General features: G+C 38.2%; 19 protein-coding genes and 1 pseudogene. 11 read left to right on the top strand and 9 right to left on the bottom strand.

The genetic code is table 11. From position 1 onward, the window contains the following. Window positions 1-70: 70 nt before the first annotated feature. From CDOM16188_RS04665 to CDOM16188_RS04630, 8 genes are all read left to right on the top strand, one after another. On the top strand, window positions 71-2,689 hold the full coding sequence (locus CDOM16188_RS04665; RefSeq protein WP_172199602.1) for a valine--tRNA ligase: 2,619 nt from the start codon (window positions 71-73) through the stop codon (window positions 2,687-2,689). Window positions 2,690-2,709: 20 nt separating this feature from the next. Then, complete coding sequence (locus CDOM16188_RS04660) at window positions 2,710-2,865, top strand: hypothetical protein (protein ID WP_169940971.1); 156 nt, start codon at window positions 2,710-2,712, stop codon at window positions 2,863-2,865. Window positions 2,866-2,885: 20 nt separating this feature from the next. Continuing rightward, window positions 2,886-3,032 (top strand): hypothetical protein, encoded by a 147-nt coding sequence (locus CDOM16188_RS04655; RefSeq protein ID WP_169974737.1) that lies wholly within the window; start codon window positions 2,886-2,888, stop codon window positions 3,030-3,032. Between the two features lie 16 nt (window positions 3,033-3,048). Then, window positions 3,049-4,005 carry a methionine ABC transporter ATP-binding protein gene (locus CDOM16188_RS04650; RefSeq protein ID WP_172199584.1) on the top strand — a complete coding sequence of 319 codons (957 nt, stop codon included), beginning with the start codon at window positions 3,049-3,051 and terminating at the stop codon, window positions 4,003-4,005. Beyond that, window positions 4,005-4,679, top strand: coding sequence for a methionine ABC transporter permease (locus tag CDOM16188_RS04645; RefSeq protein WP_172199763.1), 675 nt, complete (start codon window positions 4,005-4,007; stop codon window positions 4,677-4,679). The genes CDOM16188_RS04650 and CDOM16188_RS04645 overlap by 1 nt, the downstream gene beginning before the upstream one ends. A 264-nt stretch (window positions 4,680-4,943) precedes the next feature. After that, window positions 4,944-5,720 (top strand): MetQ/NlpA family ABC transporter substrate-binding protein, encoded by a 777-nt coding sequence (locus CDOM16188_RS04640; RefSeq protein WP_172199581.1) that lies wholly within the window; start codon window positions 4,944-4,946, stop codon window positions 5,718-5,720. Between the two features lie 335 nt (window positions 5,721-6,055). Continuing rightward, the gene (locus CDOM16188_RS04635; RefSeq protein ID WP_172199578.1) at window positions 6,056-6,172 is read left to right on the top strand and encodes a MetQ/NlpA family ABC transporter substrate-binding protein; all 117 of its coding nucleotides are present in this window, start codon (window positions 6,056-6,058) and stop codon (window positions 6,170-6,172) included. A 288-nt stretch (window positions 6,173-6,460) separates the two neighbouring features. Beyond that, on the top strand, window positions 6,461-7,069 hold the full coding sequence (locus CDOM16188_RS04630; RefSeq protein ID WP_172199575.1) for a DedA family protein: 609 nt from the start codon (window positions 6,461-6,463) through the stop codon (window positions 7,067-7,069). Window positions 7,070-7,086: 17 nt separating this feature from the next. On the opposite strand, the gene mog is transcribed toward CDOM16188_RS04630, so the two are convergent. The 6 genes from mog to CDOM16188_RS04600 are packed head-to-tail and all read right to left on the bottom strand — an operon-like array spanning window position 7,087 to window position 14,661. Continuing rightward, window positions 7,087-7,626, bottom strand: a complete 540-nt coding sequence (gene mog / locus CDOM16188_RS04625) for a molybdopterin adenylyltransferase (RefSeq protein ID WP_172199572.1) — start codon at window positions 7,624-7,626, stop codon at window positions 7,087-7,089. A gap of 51 nt (window positions 7,627-7,677) precedes the next feature. Then, window positions 7,678-9,345, bottom strand: coding sequence for an AAA family ATPase (locus CDOM16188_RS04620; RefSeq protein ID WP_172199569.1), 1,668 nt, complete (start codon window positions 9,343-9,345; stop codon window positions 7,678-7,680). After that, the gene (mtaB, locus tag CDOM16188_RS04615; protein WP_172199566.1) at window positions 9,332-10,576 is read right to left on the bottom strand and encodes a tRNA (N(6)-L-threonylcarbamoyladenosine(37)-C(2))-methylthiotransferase MtaB; all 1,245 of its coding nucleotides are present in this window, start codon (window positions 10,574-10,576) and stop codon (window positions 9,332-9,334) included. The genes CDOM16188_RS04620 and mtaB overlap by 14 nt, the downstream gene beginning before the upstream one ends. Next, window positions 10,573-12,165 (bottom strand): mechanosensitive ion channel domain-containing protein, encoded by a 1,593-nt coding sequence (locus CDOM16188_RS04610; RefSeq protein ID WP_172199563.1) that lies wholly within the window; start codon window positions 12,163-12,165, stop codon window positions 10,573-10,575. Before CDOM16188_RS04610 ends, mtaB begins: the two co-directional genes overlap by 4 nt. Further along, window positions 12,162-13,202 (bottom strand): 3-dehydroquinate synthase, encoded by a 1,041-nt coding sequence (gene aroB, locus CDOM16188_RS04605; protein ID WP_172199560.1) that lies wholly within the window; start codon window positions 13,200-13,202, stop codon window positions 12,162-12,164. Before aroB ends, CDOM16188_RS04610 begins: the two co-directional genes overlap by 4 nt. Before the next feature lie 43 nt (window positions 13,203-13,245). Continuing rightward, window positions 13,246-14,661 carry a COG3400 family protein gene (locus tag CDOM16188_RS04600; protein ID WP_172199557.1) on the bottom strand — a complete coding sequence of 472 codons (1,416 nt, stop codon included), beginning with the start codon at window positions 14,659-14,661 and terminating at the stop codon, window positions 13,246-13,248. Between the two features lie 36 nt (window positions 14,662-14,697). Here CDOM16188_RS04600 and tgt point away from each other — a divergent pair, with 36 nt between their 5' ends. The 3 genes and pseudogenes from tgt to CDOM16188_RS11270 form a co-directional block, all read left to right on the top strand. Continuing rightward, window positions 14,698-15,816: a tRNA guanosine(34) transglycosylase Tgt gene (tgt, locus tag CDOM16188_RS04595; protein WP_172199554.1), complete on the top strand. Its 1,119-nt coding sequence runs from the start codon at window positions 14,698-14,700 to the stop codon at window positions 15,814-15,816. A gap of 114 nt (window positions 15,817-15,930) precedes the next feature. Continuing rightward, window positions 15,931-17,928 (top strand): methyl-accepting chemotaxis protein, encoded by a 1,998-nt coding sequence (locus tag CDOM16188_RS04590; protein WP_172199551.1) that lies wholly within the window; start codon window positions 15,931-15,933, stop codon window positions 17,926-17,928. Window positions 17,929-17,931: 3 nt separating this feature from the next. Further along, window positions 17,932-18,018: pseudogene (locus CDOM16188_RS11270) on the top strand (hypothetical protein); the annotation flags it as partial. A 15-nt stretch (window positions 18,019-18,033) separates the two neighbouring features. Here CDOM16188_RS11270 and CDOM16188_RS04585 read toward each other — a convergent pair. Genes CDOM16188_RS04585 through CDOM16188_RS04575 form a run of 3 tightly spaced genes read right to left on the bottom strand, consistent with a single transcriptional unit; the run spans window position 18,034 to window position 22,521 of the window. Continuing rightward, window positions 18,034-19,383, bottom strand: a complete 1,350-nt coding sequence (locus CDOM16188_RS04585) for a TolC family protein (RefSeq protein WP_172199548.1) — start codon at window positions 19,381-19,383, stop codon at window positions 18,034-18,036. Between the two features lies 1 nt (window position 19,384). Continuing rightward, window positions 19,385-21,319: a MacB family efflux pump subunit gene (locus CDOM16188_RS04580; RefSeq protein WP_172199545.1), complete on the bottom strand. Its 1,935-nt coding sequence runs from the start codon at window positions 21,317-21,319 to the stop codon at window positions 19,385-19,387. A 2-nt stretch (window positions 21,320-21,321) separates the two neighbouring features. Further along, on the bottom strand, window positions 21,322-22,521 hold the full coding sequence (locus CDOM16188_RS04575) for an efflux RND transporter periplasmic adaptor subunit (RefSeq protein ID WP_172199542.1): 1,200 nt from the start codon (window positions 22,519-22,521) through the stop codon (window positions 21,322-21,324). Window positions 22,522-22,618: the final 97 nt, after the last annotated feature.

The raw sequence follows: 22,618 nt of genomic DNA, 5'->3' as shown, positions 1-22,618 counted from the left end.
AATTTAATCGCCCTATTAGTAAAATTCTGATAAAATCGAGCATTTTTGATAAAATCTAAAAGGATTTGAAGTGAGTTTTTACAACGCAAAAGAGGTTGAAGAAAAATTTTATAAAATTTGGGAAGAGCGCGGATATTTTGAGATTGATGCAAACAAAGATATCCAAAAAGAAGGTCGCAAATTTTGCATTATGATGCCTCCTCCAAATGTAACCGGTTCGCTTCACATAGGACACTCTCTTACCTTTACGCTTCAAGACATAATGACAAGATATAAAAGAATGGACGGCTACAAGACGCTTTGGCAGCCGGGACTTGATCATGCGGGAATCGCCACTCAAAACGTCGTTGAAAAGCAGCTTTTAGCTCAAGGTATAACAAAAGAGAGCATAGGGCGCGAAGAGTTTGTAAATCGCGTATGGCAATGGAAGGAAAAAAGCGGTGGCATGATAGTTCATCAGATGCGACGTCTTGGGATAACTCCTGCTTGGAGTCGCCAGAGATTTACCATGGATGAGGGGCTTAAAAAAGCAGTTAAAAAGGCCTTTGTAAAGCTTTATGAAAACGGCACGATAGTTCGCGGAAACTACATGATAAACTGGTGCACACATGACGGAGCGCTTAGCGATATCGAGGTTGAGCACAAAGACAACAAAGGCAAGCTTTATCATATAAGGTATTATTTTGCCGATGAGCCTAGCAAATTTGTAGTAGTCGCTACGACTCGTCCGGAAACCTACTTCGGCGATACAGCCGTAATGGTAAATCCAAACGACGAGAGATATAAACACCTAGTCGGCAAAAAAGTAGTTTTACCTATCATTAACCGCGAGATAGAGATAATTGCCGATGAGCACGTGGATATGGAGTTTGGAACTGGACTTGTTAAAGTTACTCCGGCTCACGATATGAATGACTACGAAGTCGGCAAGCGCCATAATTTGGAGTTCATCACATGCTTTGACGAGGCCGGAATCCTAAACGAAGAGTGCGCACGGTTTAAAGGTCTTGAGCGCCTTGAAGCAAGAGATGTCATAGTTTCAGAGCTTGAAAAAATCGGCAATATCGAAAAGATTGAAGATTATGAAAATCAAGTAGGCTACTGCTATCGCTGCAAAAATGTCGTAGAGCCTTATATCTCAAAGCAGTGGTTTGTAAAACGCGAGATAGCCGATCAAGCTATAGCTGACGTAAGCGCAGGGCTTGCTAAATTTTATCCTCCGCACTGGATAAATAGCTTTAACGCTTGGATGAGAGAACTTCGCGACTGGTGTATATCTCGCCAGCTTTGGTGGGGACATCAAATTCCTGTTTTTTATTGCGATGATTGCGGTCATGAGTGGGCTGATGAGGGCGAACCGATAGAGTGCAGAAAGTGTAAAAGCAAAAATTTCCATCAAGATCCGGACGTGCTTGATACTTGGTTTTCTAGCGGTCTTTGGCCTTTTAGCACGCTTGGCTGGGGAAACGGAGATGAGCTTAAAGATGAAAAATGGTTTGAAGAGGATTTAAAAGAATTTTATCCAAACAACCTGCTGATAACAGGCTTTGATATACTATTTTTCTGGGTTGCAAGAATGATGTTTCAAGGGCAAAATGCGCTTGGCGAGCTTCCGTTTAGCGATATATATCTGCACGCTTTAGTTAAAGACGAGCAAGGCAGAAAGATGAGCAAAAGCCTTGGAAACGTGATCGATCCGCTTGACAGCATCGAGGAGTATAGCGCCGATATCTTGCGTTTTACTCTGGCACTGCTTGCCGTTCAGGGACGCGATATAAAGCTAAGCGAAGATAAGATGAAGCTGGTAAGAAATTTCACCAACAAGCTTTATAACGCTAGCAAATACTTGCTGCTAAACGAGAGTAAATTTGAAGATCTTCATAAGATAGAGCTTAAAACTAAGCTTGGAATTTATATAAACAGTCGCTTTAACGAGTGTGTTAAGCAGGTGCGTGAAAATATCGATGCTTACCGCTTTAACGATGCTGCAAATGCGCTTTATAAATTCCTCTGGGATGAGTTTTGCGACTGGGGAATCGAGCTTAGCAAAGCCGATAAAAGTAGCGTAAAAGAGCTCGGAAGCATATTTAAAGAGGCGATGAGGCTGCTAAGTCCGTTTATGCCGTTTATCAGCGAATACCTATATCAAGAGTTAAGTGGCACAAATTTAGAAAACTCTAGCTCGATAATGATCTCGCGCTATCCTGAGATAAAAGGGCAAAATTTAGAGATCGAAAGAATTTTTTCACTCGTAATCGAAGCGATAGTAGCTATAAGACGTGCAAAAGCGACTATCGATCTAGGAAATTCAAAAATCTCAAAAGCCTATGTAAAGATAAATAAAGATATAGATCTAAACGACGCCAAAGAGTATATCACCCTACTTTCAAAATGCGAAGAGATAGAATTTTGCACTGAGAAGATAGATGACTCAGTATGTGATGTAAGCGAAAATTTAGAGGTATTTATCTCGCTTGAAGGAGTTGATATGTCGGCGATGATAAGCAGATTAACCGCACAGAAAAACAAGCTTGAAAAAGAGATAATTAAGCTTTCAAACATGCTTAATAACGAAAAATTTGTGGCAAATGCTCCTGCTGATGTCATAGAGACAAACAAAGCTGGTCTTGCAAGCGCAAAAGAGCAGTTTGAAAAAGTAGAAGCTGAGCTTAAAAAATTCAGCAAATAAATTTTTAGGAAGGAGAAAGAATGCAATATTTTGGAATAGGCGGTTTTTCTTTAGGTACATTGATAGCGGTCGCACTCTCTTGGGGAGCGAACAAAAGTATTTTATGGGCTATAATTCATGGATTTTTTAGCTGGTTTTATGTGATATATCATCTGCTAATTAAAAATAAAAGATAATAACCGTAGAAAGGATAAACATGAAGGGTTTAGGATTTGGTGGATTTACACTAGGAACAGTCGTTGCGGTAGCTCTATCATGGGGCGCAAACAAAAGCATTTTATGGGCGATTATACATGGATTTCTCAGTTGGTTTTATGTAATTTATTATTTTCTATTTAAATAACAAGGCATGAAATTTAATGATAGAAATTTCAAATTTAATCAAATGCTATGGCGATACAAGAGTCATAGATGATGTTAGTTTTACGGTAAATGAGAGCGAAATTTTCGCACTTGTCGGACATAGCGGAGCGGGTAAATCCACCCTGCTTCGCTGCATAAACGGACTTGAGAGCTACAAAAGCGGCTCTGTTAAAGTATATGGCAAAGAGATAAAAGATATCAGCGCAAACGAACTTAGACACTTTAGAAAAGATGTCGGTATGATATTTCAGAATTTTGCTCTGATGGCTAGAAAAAACGTATTTGATAATGTCGCAACTCCGCTTGAGTTTTGGAAATATCCAAAAGGCGAAATTCAAAAAAGAGTAAGCGAGTTGCTTGATCTTGTAGGACTAAGTAACAAAGCAAAAAGCTATCCAAGCGAACTAAGCGGCGGTCAAAAGCAGCGCGTAGCCATAGCAAGAGCGCTTGCTTTAAATCCTAAAATTTTATTAAGCGACGAGGCGACTTCAGCCCTTGATCCAAATACTACAAATTCTATCTTAGAGCTCTTAAAAAAGATAAATCGCGAGTTAAAAATAAGCATAGTTATCGTCACTCACGAGATGGAAGTGGTGAAATCAACCGCACATAGAGCCATCCTTCTAGAACACGGCAAAATCATAGGCTCGGGAAGCATTGAAGAGCTATTTTTAAAGCCCGATGAGAAGATGAAGGAATTTTTAGGAGAGGTTGAAATTTTACCTCAAAATGGGGTTAATATCCGCTTATTTTTTCCAAAAGAGGTAGCGCAAAAAAGCATTATCACACACATGGCAAGAACGCTAAATGTCGATTTTAACATCGTTTGGGGCAAGCTTGAAAAGCTAAACGAAAACGTCCTTGGTTCGCTTGTGATAAACGTAGATAAAGAAGACGAGCAAAAAGTGCTAGAATATATCAAGCAAAGTGGCGTTTTATGGGAGGTGGCGTAATGTTTGGGATAGATTTTTCTAAATTTCCAAGCGTGTTTGAGCGAATTTTACTTCCTGCGATAAACGAGACGCTTTATATGAGTTTGGTTTCTACGTTTTTAGCGTTTCTGCTTGGGCTTATTCCCGCAGTACTCTTAGTGCTTAGCGATAAAGACGGACTTAAGCCGAACAAAAAGCTATATTTCGTGCTTGACATACTTGTAAATACGCTTAGAAGCTTTCCGTTTATAATACTCATCATCGTACTTTTCCCATTTACTAAGATGATAGTCGGAACAAGCATAGGCACTACGGCTGCGATAGTTCCATTAACTATAGGTGCTGCTCCTTTTATCGCAAGGCTCATTGAAAGCGCACTAAAAGAGGTTGATAAAGGTATAATTGAAGCAGCTAAAAGCTTTGGAGCATCAAATTCGCAGATCATATTTAAGATAATGTTCGTTGAAGCGCTTCCCGGCATAATATCTGCCATAACCCTTACTTTGATAGTTATAGTCGGCTTTTCGGCGATGGCGGGAGCGGTAGGCGGAGGCGGTCTTGGAGCGGTTGCGATCAACTACGGATATCAACGCTTTAGACCTGACATCATGCTTTACACCGTAGTTATCTTAATCATAATGGTTCAAATTTTCCAGTCAATCGGAAATTTACTCTACAAAATAACAAAAAAGTAGCATTTTGTGCTACTTTTATTTTTTTTTAAATATTTTTTATCTACAATCTCAAAATTATTTTAAAAGAAAGGATTGAAATGAAATCAGATATGTGCGAAATGTGTCGTTGTGTAAAATTTAAGTCGTCGAAAGACTAACGCTAAGCACAAATTTCTTTTTAAGTGCTTAGTTCAAGCTAAACATTTAAAAAGAAATTTAATAAGCTTCTCGCCTATACTATCCTTTTAAATGAATTAGCTGTATTTAAAATTTAAAGGATAAAAAATGAAATTTTCTAAAATTCTACTTGGTGCACTACTTGCAGTAACTTTAAGCTCAGCCGATAAAGCTAAAACAATCATAGTTGGCGCTACACCTGTTCCTCACGCAGAAATTCTTGAAGCTGCCAAACCTCTACTTGAAAAAGAAGGCTTTAAGCTTGAAATAAAAGAGTTTAACGACTACACGATACCAAATTTAGCAACCGAAGACGGCGATCTTGACGCAAATTTCTTCCAGCACTTGCCTTACTTAAACGAATTTAATAAAAACAAAGGCACCCATCTGGTTAAAACAGTAGGTGTTCATCTTGAGCCAATGGGAGTTTATTCGGCTAAGATAAAAGATCTAAACGAACTAAAAAACGGCGACACCGTAGCGATACCAAATGATCCTACAAACGAAAGTCGTGCATTAGACGTACTTGCAAGCGCAGGACTTATCAAGCTAAACGATAATCCTTTAAAAACTCCGCTTGATATCGTGGAAAATCCTAAAAATCTAAAATTTAGCGAGATCGAAGCGGCGCAAATTCCAAGAACGCTTGGAGATGTAACTATAGCCGTTATCAACACAAACTATGCTCTAAATGCCAAGGTAAACCCGTCAAAAGACGCACTTGCTCTTGAAAGCAAAGAAAGTCCTTATACAAACTACGTAGTAGTAAAAGCGGGTAATGAAAATAGCCCTAAAACAAAAGCTTTGAATAAAGCCATAAATTCAGATGAGATCAGAAGCTTTATAAAGAGCAAATACGAAGGTGCTATACTTCCGTCATTTTAATTTACTTTTGGAGGGTTCGCCCTCCTTTACTTTCACACAAAAGCTTTTAACTTTAATTTTATAATTTGTGATAAAAGAGATAATTCATTACTTTACCCCAAAAAACATAGCCACAGCTCAAGGCAATCTTGATGCAAATTTATTCCAACCTTTGCGGTATTTTGATGAGTAAAATAAAAACCGAGGCTTAAATTTGGTTAAACCGTAGGCGTTCATATTTAACAGATGGGCTTTTACTCCAAAAACATCAAATGTCTAAAAAACTCGAAAGTCGCTATCACATACGATCCTAGCAACAGCAATATAGTGCTTAGAATTATCGATAAAATGGCATTATGAAGCTATATAAAAAAGCTACTCAAGCCACTTTATGCGATATTGTGGAAAATCCTAAAAATCTAAAATTTATAGAGCTTAAAGAGGCGCAAATCCACACTCATTTGATGATGTAGATCTGTCCGCCGATCAGCACAAATTTCGTCCTTGATATGGATATGACCCCCTGTCAAAAGTCACTCTTATCATATAAGATGCCGATAGTCCTTACACCAATATAGATAAAAGCGCTTGATGATACCATAACAAAACCCTCAAGCGAAAGAATTTATAATCAAACGCTATCAAGGCGCGATATTGCCTATGTTTTAAATAAAAAGACCCACCAAGTCTCTTTTGAAATAAAGTTTTAAATCAAATTTCACTACAATCTATCTTTAAATTTAAATTATAAAGGGCTTTTTTTGCTTAACGACATTATAAATTTCATAGTTCAGACCGTTAGCGACTGGGGATATATCGGCATATTTTGCATGATGTTTTTGGAAAGTTCGTTTTTTCCATTTCCTAGTGAGATAGTTATGATACCTGCGGGATATCTTGCAAGCAAAGGCGAAATGAACATCGTTATAGCTTTTTTAGCAGGCACAGGAGGCTCTTTGGGCGGTGCTGTGTTTAACTACTACTTGTGCTATTTTTTCGGAAGAGGTTTGATAGAAAAATACGGCAAATTTGTAGGAATCACTGAAGAAAAAATGCAAAAATTTGAAAATTTCTTTAATAAGCACGGTGAAATTTCTACATTTAATTGCAGGTTAATTCCTGGAATTCGTCAATACATCAGTCTTCCTGCAGGACTTGCCAAGATGAATCTGCTTAAATTTTCTCTATATACGACACTAGGTGCGGGGATTTGGGTGGCGATTTTACTTGCGGTGGGATATTATTTAGGGACAAATTACGATAAAGAGCTGTTTAAAAATATAGTCATATCAATACTCGTAATCTTAGCGGTTATAACAGCGATTTATATCTATATAAAAAGTAAAAAAAATAACAAAAGAGAGTCTTAGCCTCTCTTTTAATTGTATTAAGAAATCTTCTTTTGCTTTGGTCTAAAGACCTTCATTACATTTTCATCGGTTTGTATATATCCGCCCTCTATAAGGTCTATACAATAAGGAATCGCTGGAAATATCGGCTCTAAACACTCACGAATAGCCTTTGGATTGCCAGGCAAATTTACTATCAGGCTGTTTTTACGAATTCCTGCCGTTTGACGTGATAAAATCGCCGTAGGGACGTACTTTAAGCTTGCAGTTCTCATAAGCTCGCCAAAGCCAGGCATCATCTTTTCACAAACAGCCTCAGTCGCCTCAGGAGTTACGTCACGAAGTGCAGGACCCGTGCCGCCTGTTGTTAGTATGAGATCGCATTTTAAGCTATCGCTCATGTTTATAAGTCTTTCTTTGATCAACTCAAATTCATCGGGAATCACCTCATATACATACTCACATTCACTTGTTATCCAACCGTCTAAAACCTCTTTTATCGCAGGCCCTGATAAATCCTCGTAAGTGCCGTCACTAGCTCTATCGCTAAGCGTTAAAATTCCTATTTTTATCTTCATAAATTTTACTCCGTTTTTAAAATATATGCGATTTTAGCATATTATCACAAATCATTCATAAGAGCTTTGTATTATATTTTTAATACTCGCCTTGTCTATACTTTCATTTGCCAGTATGTATTCGCAAATTCTTTCCGTTTGATCCTTCATACCGCGTAAAAATTCCGATATCTCGCCGTAAGCCTCTTGAAGTATAGCCTCAACGTCGGCAGGATTTGGCACAAGGGTTTTACCCATGCCGTATTCAAAGACCATATTTTGAGCGATCTCTTTTGCTTTTGCTATGTCGCTATGCGCATTTGAAAACACATCATCCCTACTCTCTTTTAGCGCACTCATACCGGCTAAGCATACCTTTATGCGAGAAAGCATTTGAGTCTTGGACTCTATCTCTCGCTCGGCAGCTCTAAAGTGATCTTCCACAAGCGAAATTTTTTCAAATTCAACCCCAAACCAATAAGCACTTAGAGCCTTTGCGCTCTGATAAAGAGCTTGAATTTTCTTCTCTTCGTCGCTATAGCTAAGCACTCGTTTTTTACCAAGCAAGACTTTATTAAGCACGCTTTCAAAATCACTCATATCTATTGTGCCTTTGTTGTTCCTAAGTGCGTTTATGGCCGCTTCATTAACCAAAGTGGCAAGTGCGGCTCCTGAAAAACCGACACTTATCTTAGCGATATCCTCAGGCGATACACTAGAGCTTTTATCTTTCAGGTACGATTTTAAAATTTCAACTCTGTCTGAAAAATCAGGCATTGATAGATAAATTCTCCTATCAAACCTGCCCGAGCGAAGCAATGCCTCGTCTATCATTTCGATCCTGTTTGTAGCGGCTATCACGATGACGCCCGAGTTATCCTCAAAACCGTCCATTTCGGTAAGAAGCTGATTTAGCGTAGCCTCGCGCTCATCGTTTCTACTTCCGCCGCGCACTTTACCCACTGCGTCTATCTCGTCGATAAAGATTATCGAAGGTGCGTAAGCCTTAGCCTTTAAAAACAGCTCTCTAACTCTTTTTGCGCCCATTCCTACGTAAATTTGAACAAACGCCGCACCGCTTTGATAAAAAAACGGCACGTTAGCTTCTCCCGCTACGGCCTTTGCCACAAGTGTCTTACCGACTCCGGGAGGTCCTATCATAAGCACGCCTTTTGGCATTTTGATACCGAATTTTTTATATTTAATCGGATTTTTTAAGAAATCCACTATCTCGCTAAGCTCAAATTTTACGTCTTTTATGCCCGCTACATCGCCAAAGCTTACGTTTGAGATAGCAGGCATCACCGAGCTTGCAAAGATATTTTCAGAGTCATAAACATTTACTTTTTCGCTATTTTTGCTTTCGTTTTTTTGTCTTAGCTTAAATCTTGTATAAAAAAACAGCGCGCCGTAACCAAGCCCGATAAGAAAAATGATCGCTAAAATTTCTTGCACGATAGGGTACTCTTTATCTATACTTACGGGCACTTTTTGAACCAATTTATTCATATCGATTCCATCTTTAACGATAGAGTATTTGTGTCCGCCGCTAGTTGTTATGATTATCTCATCTTGCGCTACCATGGCTTTTTTGATCAAATTTCCGTCAAGTAACTGCTCGTAACTTTCATATATTAGGCTTTTAGGTCGGTTGTTTAATACCACATTAAGCATCAAGATAGCCAGTATTAAGGCTAGAGCTAAGATGATTCCCTTTTTGCTAAGTTTAAATTTGCGCATAGTTTGCCTCGCTTTTGATCTCATACTCATCTAACACCACCCACTCTTTTTGTATATCTTTTTTAGTTTTTATCTTCGCTTTGTTATAAAACTGATCAAATCCTTCATAAAATTCGCCGTTTTTCTGTTCAACTAAGATATTTAAAGCTGTCTTATTATCACTTCTAAATTTCAAATTATTTTGCGCCACTATCTCTTGGAGAATTTTCATCCTCTTTTTTGCCACATCTCCGCTCACATCGATCTTCATCGTAGCAGAGTGAGTATTATTTCTTGGTGAATAGGCAAAGCAGTGCAAGTGAGTGAGCGGAAATTTCTTAAAATTTTCTAGCGCTTCGGTCCAAATTTGCTCGCTCTCTCCCGGATGTCCTACTATAAAATCCGTTCCAAGAGCAAATCCAAGCTCCGCTAGTTCTAAAAACAGCTCAATATCTTTAAGCGCTCTGTTTCTGCGCCTCATTATCTTAAGCATATCTTCGCTTGTATGCTGAAGCGCGATATGAAGGTGTCTTTCCAGCCAACTTTCTTTTAAAATTTCCCTAAAGCTCTCATCTATCTGGCTTGGCTCGATACTTCCAAGGCGAATTCGCTTTATGCCGCTAAGCTTGCCAAGCCTATGAAGCAAATATCCAAGAGATGAGCCTGTGTCTTTGCCGTAGCTGCCGATATTAGTTCCGGTTAAAACCAGCTCGTTATAGCCGTTTGAAGCTAAAATTTTAGCCTCTTTTAGTATGCTTTCTTCATCCATACTTCTTGCTTTGCCACGTACCGATGGGATAATGCAGTAGCTACAGATAAAGTCGCATCCTTCTTGAATTTTGATAAAAGCCTTAGTGTGATTTTCATAGTTTGTGACGATATTTTTATCGATACTTTCTAAATTTCCAAGCTCAAAAAAAGGGTTTTTAAATTTTAAGAGCGAATTTATGTCTTCCTTTTTACTAGCCCCTATCACACCAAAAACAGAGCTTTTATCAAAAAGCTCCCTACCCTTACTAACCGCACCGCATCCTGTAAGTATCACCCTTGCGCCACGTTTTTTAACGCTGTTTATATAGCTTCTAGTGCCGCTATCTGCACTGTTTGTAACTGTGCAAGAGTTTATCACTACGATATCGGCTTCGTTTTCGTTGTTTGTGATATCGTAGTCTTTTATGTAGCTTTTCATAAGCTCGGTGTCGTAGATATTTGTGCGACATCCAAAGGTTTTAAAGTAAATTTTCTCTCTCATAAACTTACTTCTTCGCTATTTTCTATCGGTTTTTTCTCTGCCGCCTGCACACGCTTATCCATATAAAGAGTCTGAGTAGGATATGCTATCACGATATCGTCTTCCGCGGCAAAACTTTCGATGATCTCGGCACTTATCGTACTTCTAAGAGTTAGCGTAGCAAAGGAATTTGTCATATACCAAACAGAAATTTTCATACCGTGAGGCTCAATCAGAGAAAAAATTCTAGGCTCCACGTTTGGATTTTTAATACTGTATTGATTTCTCAGCTTGCTCATCTGCTTTTTAGCGATATCGGTGTAGCCTTTGGAGTATTTGCGCACGATATTTTTCATGATATACATCGCTTTTTTATGGTTTGAATCAAAGCTAAGCGTGATATCTATACCGTCCCAAACCGTCTTCATGCCTTGGTGTGAAAAATTTGCTATAAGATCGGTAAATATATAGTTGTTTGGCACGAATATGATACGACCCGCACGGCGATTAAACATATAAGTATTTAGAGTCACATCTTCATAAATCGTCATCCTTAAAAGCGAGATATCTATGATGTCGCCTACGAAATTTTCACCGTCCTTTCGCACCTTGATACGATCTCCTACGTGAAAACTGCCGCCAAAAACGATAACCGTCCAGCCAAGCATGCTCATAAACATATCTTTCATAGCAATAGCGATACCCGCCGAGGCAAAACCAAGTACGGTAACCAGATAAGTTACGTTTTCGATATAGGCAAAAAGCAAGATAACGATAACAAGAGTGATATTTACCAAATTTATAAATTTGTTCGCCGTATATAAGCGCTCGTTATCGGCTATGGTCTTTTTGATGATAAATTTAAATAAAAACGAAAGCACTATGATAATAACTAATAAAATTGCGATATTAAGAGCTTTTATGGTTTGAGCCTTTATATCCTCGCTTGCTCTATCCATAGCCTCGCTAACTCTTTTTTCATAGACACTGTAAGTGGTTTGAGCTATATCTCTGGCAGCGTTAAATTCAACTATCTCTTGCCTAAGTTCTATAAGATCGCTCTTAAATTTTTCATCATCGTTCAGTCTTACGATATTTGATAAAATTTCCTCTTTTTTATTAAGTTCGGTTATGATCTTATCAAGTCCAGTTAAGCGCTCTTTATACTCGTCCTTTTCGCTTCTAAGCTGCTTTATGTAAGAAAATCCCGAGATAACAGCCACTGGATTTGTGATCTTTTGTAAATTTTCTATCTCCGGAGCCGTGATCATACTCGAAAATGGCGCTTTTTCAAATTCTTTTAAAAGCTCTATCTGCTCTCTTAGCGTGTTTTGTTTTTTTTGCAGTTCAAGCATCTTTTCGCTGTTTGATTTAGGCACTTTTTTTAAATTAGCCTCAACCTCTGCAAGCTCGGCTGTGAGCTTTTGAAAGGTATTGTAGTTTGAGTATCTTGTTATCCAGATATTGCCCGATAACTGCTCGTCGATAGAAGTAAGTGCAGTTCTTAAATCAAGCAAAGCGGCCTCTTTAGTGGAGTTATAATCCTGCGCCACTTCATTTGCGCCAAAAGCAAACAAGCAAAAAACCAAAGATACAAGCAACTTTTTCATCTGAACTCGCTTAAAATTTCCATTACGATATCCTTGTTGATATCTTTTCTCATCTCGTATCCGCCAATTCCCTTTGGCAAGATAAATTTGATAACCGAATTTTCACTCTTCTTGTCAAGGAAAAACGCTTCATAAAAGCTATCTACATTAGCCACGCTATATCTTGTCGGAAGGTTAAATTTAAGTAGCAAATTTTCAACTCTGCCTTTTTCTTCCGAGCTTAAAAGCCCTAGTTTAACAGCCAAAGCGTTTGCCATATTCATCCCAATTGCCACGGCTTCACCGTGTAAAAATTTCTTATACTCAGTCTCGTTTTCTATCACGTGAGCAAAGGTGTGTCCGTAGTTTAGCACCGCTCTTGCGCCCTTTTCAAGCTCATCGGCTTCAACGGCTTTAGCTTTTAAAAGCACGCTTTTATAGATAAGCTGCTGCAAATTCGCTTCATCTTTTAAATTTGCACCCTCAAGCCACTCAAACATATCTTTATCAAACATCACGGCCATCTTTATGGCTTCTGCTACTCCTGCCGCAAATTCGCGCCTTGGAAGAGTTTTTAGGAATTTACTCTCGCAATAAACGGCTCGCGGCTGATAAAACGAGCCGATTAAGTTTTTGCCGAATTTATTATTGACTCCTGTTTTTCCGCCCACGCTTGCATCAACTTGAGCTAGAAGCGTGGTAGGTATATTTATAAACTTAATCCCTCTTTGATAAATACTTGCCGCAAATCCCGCCATATCGCTTATCACACCGCCTCCAAACGCTATGATAACGCTACTTCTATCAAGCTTACTCGTAAAAAGCTCTTCTAAAATTTGCTCTATAGTGCCTAGGTTTTTATACTCCTCGCCATCCGGCACGCTTATTATAAATTTTTCTTTGCATTCTAAATTTTCAAGCAAACTATTAAGGTGCAATCCTGCGACTTTCGGATTGGTTATAACGGCTACTTTGGTATCAAATTTAAGCTCTCTTAGCTCATTTATAAAAACGGTGTAGTTTCTTGATTCGTCTTTTAAATTTATATCGATTTTCACGCTTTGCCTTAATATTTTATTAACTCTATTTTATCTAAATTTCCTAGTTTATCGGTATAAAAATTTGAATATTGTCGCTTAATTTACCATAAAGCCTGTTCATATCGTTTGAAAAAATAGCAAAAATATCCCTCCTGCTCATCTTTCTAGAAAAAGATATAAACTGAAGCAGATTTTTTTCATTTGAAAGTTTTACCAGCGGATTTTCGCTTTTATCGTTTATGATTTCAACTTTTTTGCCGAAAATTTTAGACAAATTTTCAAAGTGCTCGACGATACTTTGATCATCGTTTGAATTCATAGTATCAAAGTGATATAGCGTTATATCCACATCAAGTTGCGAGCAACAATCAAGTATCACCGAAGAGTGGCTCTCCATATCCTCGCTTCCGCTTAGGATAACACCCTTTTTAAGTTGGCTTAAATTCCCGACTCCTATCTTCATAACAGGCTTTTTGATGTCAAACAACAGCTTTTTGTTGGCTTTAAAAAATTTATTATCGGTTATCACAAGCCCTATATCAAATACCAAAATATCAGATTTTATCACACTAGCCGAACATGAAAAATAATCAAAAGATATGATTATGGAGCTGTCTTCAAGCTCTTTTAGCCTCTCGTAGACAGGATTCATAGTCGGGTTTATCACTTTTATATACAAGCGACGATTATTTAGACGCTCATTTAGCGCTATACTCTCGTCAATCAGCCTCATGCACTCGTCTTGGCTCATGTGTTTCATATCCAAAAGCGTATATAAATTTAACCCAAACGGACTAGGAAACTGCCCTTTTTCACGCTTTATGCTTTTAAATACGCTTAAAAGCACACTTGGTTCGCCTACTATCAGCAAGGTATCGTTTGGCAAGATCATCAAATTTGGACGCGCTATCATGAAATTTGATCCGCGATAAACCATAGCGATACGCCATTTTTTCTGCTGCACGGAGCCTATGTGGCGATACATAAAGGAGCTTCCCACAGGAACTTTAACCTCCATTATCTCGCCTTCTCCAAGACCTATATTATCGGCTATCACCGGCATATCCGGAAGATAATCCATAAGCCTAATTGTCATTATATTTCGTCCGTCAAGTAGCGTCAAATGCTTATCTTGGCTTATTTCATTATCGTCATTAAGCCCCCAAGTATCAAAGATAAGCATATCGGTTTTTTTACTTATTTGACGTAAATTTCTATAAACGCTAAGAGCTTCAAATTTATCCTCAAGCACTATCAAAAACTGGCTAAAATACCCGTCAGCCGCGCGTTTTAGTCTATCAAGACTGGTTGGATCAAAGTTATAAAATGAAAAATTTTCTATCTTAAGCCCGCTAGGCACGATACCCTCTTTGTAGGTTATGATGCTGTAGTGATGCGAACTGTTCTTAGTTACAAACAATCTTTCTAAGAAATGTTTTGCTACAATTCCATCTGCAATTATCAAAATATTTTTCATAACAACTCCAAAATTTAAAAAGGACATTATAGCAAAATGACTTTTAGTATAGATAAAACGGACGGCAACGCACGCGCAGGCACTTTAACCACAGCTCATTCGACCATACAAACCCCCGTTTTTATGCCTGTAGGAACGGTTGGCGCCGTTAAGAGTTTAGACGCAAACGATATGATGGAAATTTTAGACGCCAAGATCATTTTAGGAAACACATATCACCTCTATCTACGCCCTACGAGCAAGGTCGTAAAAGAATTTGGCGGATTGCATGGATTTAGCAAATTTAACCGCTCTTTTTTAACCGATAGCGGCGGTTTTCAGGCGTTTTCTCTTAGTAAAATTTCAAAACCGGATGAGCACGGAATCCATTTCAAAAGCCATATAGACGGCAGCTCTCACTATTTTACGCCAAAAAGCGTTCTTGATACGCAGTATGATCTAAACTCGGACATCATGATGATACTTGATGATCTTATCGCCCTACCGGCCGAGCCTAAACGCGTCGAGCTTAGTATAAGAAGGACGATAAATTGGGCTAAAGAGGCTATTGATTATCATAAATTCAAACAAACTAATGGGGCAGGACTAACGCAAAATATATTTGGTATCATCCAAGGCGGGACGGACTATGAAGCGCGTAAATTTTGCGCCGAAGCGCTTTGCGAGATGGAATTTGACGGACTTGCGATAGGCGGCTTAAGCGTAGGAGAGAGCAACCAGCAGATGTATGATACGGTCGAGGGAGTTATGCCTTATATAGACGCAAATCGCCCGCGATATCTAATGGGAGTTGGAACGCCTGAAGATTTGGTAGAAAACGTAGAGCGTGGAGTTGATATGTTTGACTGCGTAATGCCTACCAGAAATGCGCGAAACGGAACTTTATTTATAAGCTTTGGTAAGATAAATATCAAATCGGCCAAATTTATAAACGACCACGCACCAATAGACCCTGAGTGCTCATGCTATACCTGCCAAAACTACTCGCGCGGCTACTTAAATCACCTCTACAAAGCGCGTGAACTTACGTTTTTCCGCTTAGCAAGCCTGCATAACCTGCACTACTATCTAAATTTGATGAAGCAGATGAGAGAAGCGATATTGCAAGGCAAATTTAGCGAATTTAAAAGAAATTTCTACAATAAAAGAAGCTAAAATTTTACACAAAAATCAAATTTATTTTATTGATTAATTGTAATTTAATATTATCCAAATAAAATATTAACTCCAATAAAATAATTTACAATTAAAGATAAAAAGGAGTTTATGGTGTTGAGAAAAATTTCGAGTAAGATAGCTGTTTGTATATTTTTATTATTGTCAGTTGTATTTTTTATAATGGCAATTATAAATTACAGTAAGACAAAAGACGTTCTTTTAGATGTCACGCACGGTTCTAAGGAGTCGACGGCTCTTGCGAGTAGTATATTTGTGGATGAGTATATGAGCTCTAGGATAAAAGCTGTAGAGGATGCGGTAAGTTATCTTGAGCACAACCATGAATTACTTTTTGGAGATAGGTCAAATTTGATAAAAGACCTTGCTAATGTAACTACTTTTATGAACTTGGAGGAGTTTTTTATAGGCTTTGCAAATGACGGCGAAATGGCTACCATATCATTAACAGAAGATAGAAAGAAGCCTAAAGTAGCTGTTTTTAATATGCAAAACAAGCAATACGATGCAAGAACTCGCGGTTGGTATAAGACCGCCGTTGCAAAAGGAGGGCTTGCGTTTACCGCTCCTTATGTAACTAAATCAAAAGGCTTGCTTGTAATGAGTGCCGTAAAGCCTGTTGTAGTAAATGGAAAAGTTGTTGCGGTACTTGGAATGGATATGCTTATAGATGAGCTTGCAAAATCACTCGGCGGGATAAAAGATAGTCCTAGCGGAGTTGTGTTTATCATAGACATGAGCGCAAAAACCATGGTTTATCATCCAGACAGAAAGCTTGTGGTTGAAAAAGATGAAAATAGCGCAAAAGTAGTAGAAAATTTTATAAGCTACTACAATCAGCATAACGGCAAAACATTTTCATATAGCATAGACGGTAATGAAAAATTAGCCGCTTGCAGTATGTATGACACTCTAAATTGGTTGGTTTGCTCTACGAATTCGGTTTCTGATTATGATGATACATTGAGAACAATTTTATTTGAACAGACGATATTTTTTACTGTTTTTATAATAATCATTGTTACCGTCTTGATATTCATCGTCTCTCGTTTGCTCAAACCCCTCAACCTAATCTCAACAGGATTAATATCCTTCTTTAAATTCCTAAACCACGAGATAAAAGAGCCTGCTAAATTAGATGTAAAAACCAAAGACGAATTCGGTCAAATGGCATCTTTAATAAATGACAACATAAGCAAGATAGAATCAGCCAAACTCTCTGAAAACGACTTTATAAAAGAAGCAAATACATTTGTAGACAGTATCAAATCAGGAGACTTTACGGCAACTCTTAACGCTCAAACGTCAAACCCTGCATTAAATCAGTTAAAACATACATTTAAAGAGCTTCAAGAGGCTTTAAAAGACAGTATTGCCAAAAACGGTATAGAGCTTATAGCTCTTCTTGATAAATTTAAAAATCAAGACTTTACCGCTAGACTTGATGATAACGGTAAGATGGCCGCAGGAGTAAACGGACTTGGTGAAGAGATATCAAACATGCTTCGTGCAAATTTGTCTCAGGCTGAAAACTTAAGACAAAAAGCACAAGCACTATCAGAATACATGAACGAACTAACAAGCGGAGCTAATCAACAAGCAAATTCACTTCAAGAAAGTGCAGCAGCAGTAGAGCAGATGAGCTCGTCAATGTCTGCCATATCTCAAAAGACACAAGATGTGATAAGACAAAGCGAAGAGATAAAAAACATAATAGTAATAATAAGAGATATAGCAGATCAAACAAACCTATTAGCATTAAACGCAGCTATAGAAGCGGCACGTGCCGGAGAGCATGGAAGAGGCTTTGCCGTAGTTGCAGATGAAGTAAGAAAACTAGCCGAAAGAACTCAAAAATCATTAGGTGAGATAGAAGCTAATACAAATGTACTCGCTCAATCAATAAACGAGATGAGTGAATCTATAAAAGAACAAGCTGACGGAATAAACATGATAAATCAATCTGTTGCCAATATAGATGATCTAACCAGACAAAACGTAATAGTAGCCAATAAAACAAATGAAGTAACAGCTGAAGTTGATAGTATGGCTAAAGATATAGCTGAAGATGTGAAGAGGAAGAGGTTTTAGTTAATGATCGTTTTTGGGCCTGTAAGCTCTAGACGTTTTGGCACTTCCCTTGGGATTGATCTGTCTCCTAAAGGGAAGTGTTGTAATTTCGTGGGATTAAATTTACTATTGTAGCTTAACCCTGCCCGCCATCGCCTTGTATATATTTATCTCGTCTTGTAAAATTTTATATCGCTGCAAGATCAAGTTAGAGCGTGCATCAAGTTCGTTGTTTCTAGCTTGCAGGTAGTCTTTCAGCTCGCCCTTGCCTGCATCAAATTTAAGCTTATAAATTTCGCTTATCTCTTTAAAATTTACGCTTTGCTTTTCATAATTTATTAAAAGAGCGCTATCGCTTTTTAAATTTTTATAAGCCGTATCAAGCTCATTAAGCGCTTTTATCAAAGTTTCAAAGTAGTTTATCTTGGCTAGCTCAAAATTCGCTTCTGAAATTTTTAAATTATTTTGAAGGCGAGAGTAGTTTAAAAACGGCAAATTAAGGCTTAAATTTCCACCAAAAAATTTAAGCGAAAAAGCTTCATTTACCTGATCGCCGCTTCCGCTTAGACTTGCTCCTATATTTACACTTGGATAAAAGCTCTTTTGACTCACCTTGACGTTTAATAAATTCTCCTCTATGCGAGCAATAGCCGCTTTTAAATCGGGGCGATTTGCTATAGCGTAAAGCGGCACGTCAAGATTTACTCCTAGAAATTTTATATCATCAAATGAAAACGAAGCGAATTTAAACTCAAATTCAGGTCCTTCGGCAAGCAGGATTCTTAAAGTCTGCTTGGCTAAATTTAGATTTTTTTGCGCGGTTAAAATCCTATTTTGAGCGTTTAAAAGCGAGCTTTGAATCTGCTTTAAAGATAGCTCTTCGCCTTTTCCAAACTCAAATTTGGCCCTCGTTATCGCTTCAAGCTCAATATAATTTTTAAGTGCCGCTTTATAAAGCTCAAGACTTTCATTTAGATAAGCTATCTCAAAATAGCTATCCACGACGCTATTTATGAGCGCAAGCTTAGTAGCTTCGGCATCAAATTTAGTGGCATTAAGCTCCCAAAAAGCAACGTCACGAGAATTTGCAAGCTTTTGCCATAAATCTATTTCATAATTTAGCGAAATACCACTTTTGTAGCTCTTACTTAAACTTCCGCCTTCTAAATTTTTGCTTATATCAGACGTGAAATTTGCATTAAAATTCGGGATTAAATTTGCGCTTACGACCCCTGCTTGAGCCAAGGCTTTATTTATACTAATCGCAGCTTTTAGCAAATTTGTATTGTTTTTTAAGGCAAGCCTTACAAGCTCGTTTAGCTCAGCTCTTTCATACCCCTTCCACCACTCTTGCTCAAACTCAAAATTTAGGCTTAAATTTTCATCCAAGATAAGCTTGTTATAATCCTCATTTATGCTTTTTACCGCACACCCGCTTAAAAAAACGGCAAAAATAAATACCAAAATTTTTTTCATCTTATTCCCTTGAAAGTGCTTCGATAGGATTTAGCTTTGAAGCGCTTCTTGCAGGCATATAGCCAAATACTATACCGATAAAACTTGAGGTAAGAAGAGCTACGATAATCGAAGAGTTTGAAAATATCATCATAAATTCGTCTGCAAATTTATTAAACGCATAGCCTATTCCAAAAGCAAGCATTACGCCTATTATCCCGCCAAGTACGCATAAAAGCACAGCTTCTATCAAAAACTGCTGCAAGATATTACTTTGGCGTGCACCTATAGCCATTCTTATGCCTATTTCCTTCGTGCGTTCGGTGACTGAAACCAGCATTATATTCATCACCCCTATACCTCCGACTACAAGCGAAATAAACGCGATACAAGAAATAAGAAGTGTCATTGTCTTAGTGGTTTCTTCAACGGTCTTTTTTATGGTGTCTGAATTTCTGGTAAAAAAGTCTTTTTTGCCGTGCTTAAGGGTTAAAATTTCAGTCAGGCTACGCTCGGCTATTTGCGCATTTACCTCATCTTTTACCTTTACGGTGATAGAGTTTATATGACGATCGCCGGTTAGTTTATTGATAACCGCCGTATAAGTAGAATACGTCCTTAACGTGCTTGAATCGCTCATATTGTTATTATGCTGTAAAACCCCGATGATACGAAACGGGCGTTTATTAAACAAAATCGTCTCGCCAAGAGGGTCGGTGTTTTGAAAAAATTCGTTTTTAGTGTTTTGATCTATGACGATAACGGAGGCTGAGTCCCTAACCTCTTCTTCAGTAAAGCTTCTGCCGCTTTCAAGCTTGTGTCCAAGAACGTCAAGACTCTGCGCTCCTCCACCTCTAATGCTTGCGGTGGCGGATTTATTCATATAAGTAAGAGTTCCGTTGGCCGTAGCGTTTGGGGTAACGCTATCAAGATAATCTTGATGAGATAGCGTTAAAGCATCCGATATCGTTAGAGTCTTTATCCTGCCCGAGCGCAGATCGCCAAATCCCTTACCGGGATAGATATCGATAGTATTTGTTCCGATACCGCGAATTCCCGAGAGAATTTGCTGCTGTGAACCCTGCCCCAGCGCAACCACGCAGATAACCGAGGCTATGCCGATGATGATGCCAAGCATGGTTAAAAGCGAGCGAAGTTTATGGCTAAATATCGCGTTTATAGACATCTTAAAGCTCTCTATAAACTGATCTTTATAAAAGCTTATTATGTTTTTTTGTTTCGGTTTTGTAAATTTAGAAGGAAAAATTTCATCGCTCTTTACGCTATCTTTTAAAATTTCGCCGTCTTTTATCTCTATGACGCGGTTTGCATAAGCTGCGATATTTGGATCGTGAGTTACGATGATGATGGTGTGGCCTTCTTTGTGCAAATTCGTTAAAATTTCCATCACCATTAGCCCGCTTGCACTATCAAGCGCACCTGTAGGCTCATCGGCTAAGATAATCTCGCCGCCGTTTATAAGAGCTCTTGCTATACTTACGCGCTGCTGCTGTCCGCCGCTTAGTTTATTAGGCAAAGACTCAAGCTTTTGCTCAAGACCCAAGCCGCTTAAAATTTCAGTAGCCTTTTGTTCTCTTTGCTCTTTACTTACGCCTGCATAAACGCTTGGCAAAGATACGTTTGCTAGCGAAGTTAAAGTGCTTAAAAGATTATATCTTTGAAAAATAAAGCCGAATTTATTGCGCCTTAGTTTGGCTAAAGCATCCGAGTTAAATTTTGATATATCCGCGCCATCTAGCAGATATTCTCCGCTTGTGGGATTATCAAGACAGCCAAGGATATTCATCAGTGTAGATTTACCTGAGCCTGATTGCCCGATGATAGCTATAAATTCGCCTTTTTTAATGCTTAAATTTATATCTTTAAGAGCGTCAAAGCTGGTTTCTCCAAGTATAAATTTTTTGCTTAAATTTTTAAGCTCTATAAGTGCGCTCAATATCAAATCCTAGGTCTTCTGCGAGAGCTTTCATGCATCAGCATATCATTTATCTCTGCTGCCGAACCTCTTGATGTGACGACCTTTTCGCCTTCGCTAACGCCGTTTATGATCTGGGATTTAAGATTGTCCGTTAGTCCCACGACAACCTCTCTTTTTTCTACCGAATTATCGCCTTTTAGCACGCTTACGTAGTTTTTGCCGCCCTCTTTTTTTATGGCGATGCTTGGGATGATGATCGTGTCTTTTACGTTTGCCAGAGTGATTATGTTTTGAGTGGTCATTCCTATGCGTAAAATTTCATCTTTGTTGTCAATTACGGCATTTGCATAATAATAAATCGCCGAAGAGCTTGAGCTTGAATTAGCAGAAGTTGATGTCTGACTGTATTTGCCGTTACTTAGCGTGGTAAGCCCTGGATCAATAGAGCTAATTTGAGTTTGAAATTTCTTATTTGGCTCTGAAAGGATCGAATACTCGACCTTTGAGCCTACCTTTATCTTAGTGATATCGCCTTCAGCTATCTCCATTTTTAGCTTTAGCTTCGTTAAGTCCGCTATATTTACGATAGTCGGAGTTGTCTGGTTTGAATTTACGGTTTGTCCTTCTTCAACCTGAACCGATACGATAGTACCCTCTTTGGGTGCAACTATCTTAGTGTATCCAAGATCGATTTGGGCGGTGTTTAAAGAAATTTTAGTCTGAGTTATCTGAGCCTCTATCTCTTTTATGTTTGCTTTTGTAACGGCAAGAGAATTTTTTGCATTTTCAAATTCTTCTTTTGAAGTAGCGTTTTTACTAAAAAGCTCTTTTTCACGCTTAAATTTACTCTCGGCGATCTCAAGAGCTACTTTTGCACTATTTAATTTCGCCTCATAAATTCCAAGCTGAGCTTTTTTAGTATCTACGTTATTTTGCTGAGTTGCGGAGTCGATTTCAGCTATCATATCGCCCGCTTTTACCCTATCGCCAAGCTTTACATATAGCTTTTTTATCTGTCCTGAAACCTGCGCTCCTACATCAATAAGCTCGTTTGCATAAATTTCGCCGTTGCTATCAATGCTTTTAGTAAGATCTCCTCTAACCGCCACAGATGTTATAAACTCATCTTTTTTCTCTTCTTTGAAGTATTTTTCGTATACAAAATATCCACAAGCAGCTATGACAGCGGCGATAACTACGAATTTTATAAAATTTTTCATGTATTTACTTTTGTTTTTAAATTTAAACCAAATATTATATTAAATTTTTGTGAATAATATGTTAAAGCGATATCTTTAAAGGCAAAGCGTAGTATTA

Source organism: Campylobacter sp. RM16188, assembly GCF_012978795.1.
GTDB lineage: Bacteria > Campylobacterota > Campylobacteria > Campylobacterales > Campylobacteraceae > Campylobacter_A > Campylobacter_A canis.
Note: the sequence above shows the minus strand (reverse complement) of the source record. Positions and strands in the feature narration are given on the sequence as shown.

Bases quoted from the DNA above. Each gene is read 5' to 3' on its own strand.
- CDOM16188_RS04660 (WP_169940971.1), top strand. From the start codon at position 2,710: ATGCAATATTTTGGAATAGGCGGTTTTTCTTTAGGTACATTGATAGCG.
- CDOM16188_RS04655 (WP_169974737.1), top strand. From the start codon at position 2,886: ATGAAGGGTTTAGGATTTGGTGGATTTACACTAGGAACAGTCGTTGCG.
- CDOM16188_RS04650 (WP_172199584.1), top strand. From the start codon at position 3,049: ATGATAGAAATTTCAAATTTAATCAAATGCTATGGCGATACAAGAGTC.
- CDOM16188_RS04645 (WP_172199763.1), top strand. From the start codon at position 4,005: ATGTTTGGGATAGATTTTTCTAAATTTCCAAGCGTGTTTGAGCGAATT.
- CDOM16188_RS04640 (WP_172199581.1), top strand. From the start codon at position 4,944: ATGAAATTTTCTAAAATTCTACTTGGTGCACTACTTGCAGTAACTTTA.
- CDOM16188_RS04635 (WP_172199578.1), top strand. From the start codon at position 6,056: ATGAAGCTATATAAAAAAGCTACTCAAGCCACTTTATGCGATATTGTG.
- mog (WP_172199572.1), bottom strand. From the start codon at position 7,626: ATGAAGATAAAAATAGGAATTTTAACGCTTAGCGATAGAGCTAGTGAC.
- CDOM16188_RS04620 (WP_172199569.1), bottom strand. From the start codon at position 9,345: ATGCGCAAATTTAAACTTAGCAAAAAGGGAATCATCTTAGCTCTAGCC.
- mtaB (WP_172199566.1), bottom strand. From the start codon at position 10,576: ATGAGAGAGAAAATTTACTTTAAAACCTTTGGATGTCGCACAAATATC.
- CDOM16188_RS04610 (WP_172199563.1), bottom strand. From the start codon at position 12,165: ATGAAAAAGTTGCTTGTATCTTTGGTTTTTTGCTTGTTTGCTTTTGGC.
- CDOM16188_RS04600 (WP_172199557.1), bottom strand. From the start codon at position 14,661: ATGAAAAATATTTTGATAATTGCAGATGGAATTGTAGCAAAACATTTC.
- tgt (WP_172199554.1), top strand. From the start codon at position 14,698: ATGACTTTTAGTATAGATAAAACGGACGGCAACGCACGCGCAGGCACT.
- CDOM16188_RS04585 (WP_172199548.1), bottom strand. From the start codon at position 19,383: ATGAAAAAAATTTTGGTATTTATTTTTGCCGTTTTTTTAAGCGGGTGT.
- CDOM16188_RS04575 (WP_172199542.1), bottom strand. From the start codon at position 22,521: ATGAAAAATTTTATAAAATTCGTAGTTATCGCCGCTGTCATAGCTGCT.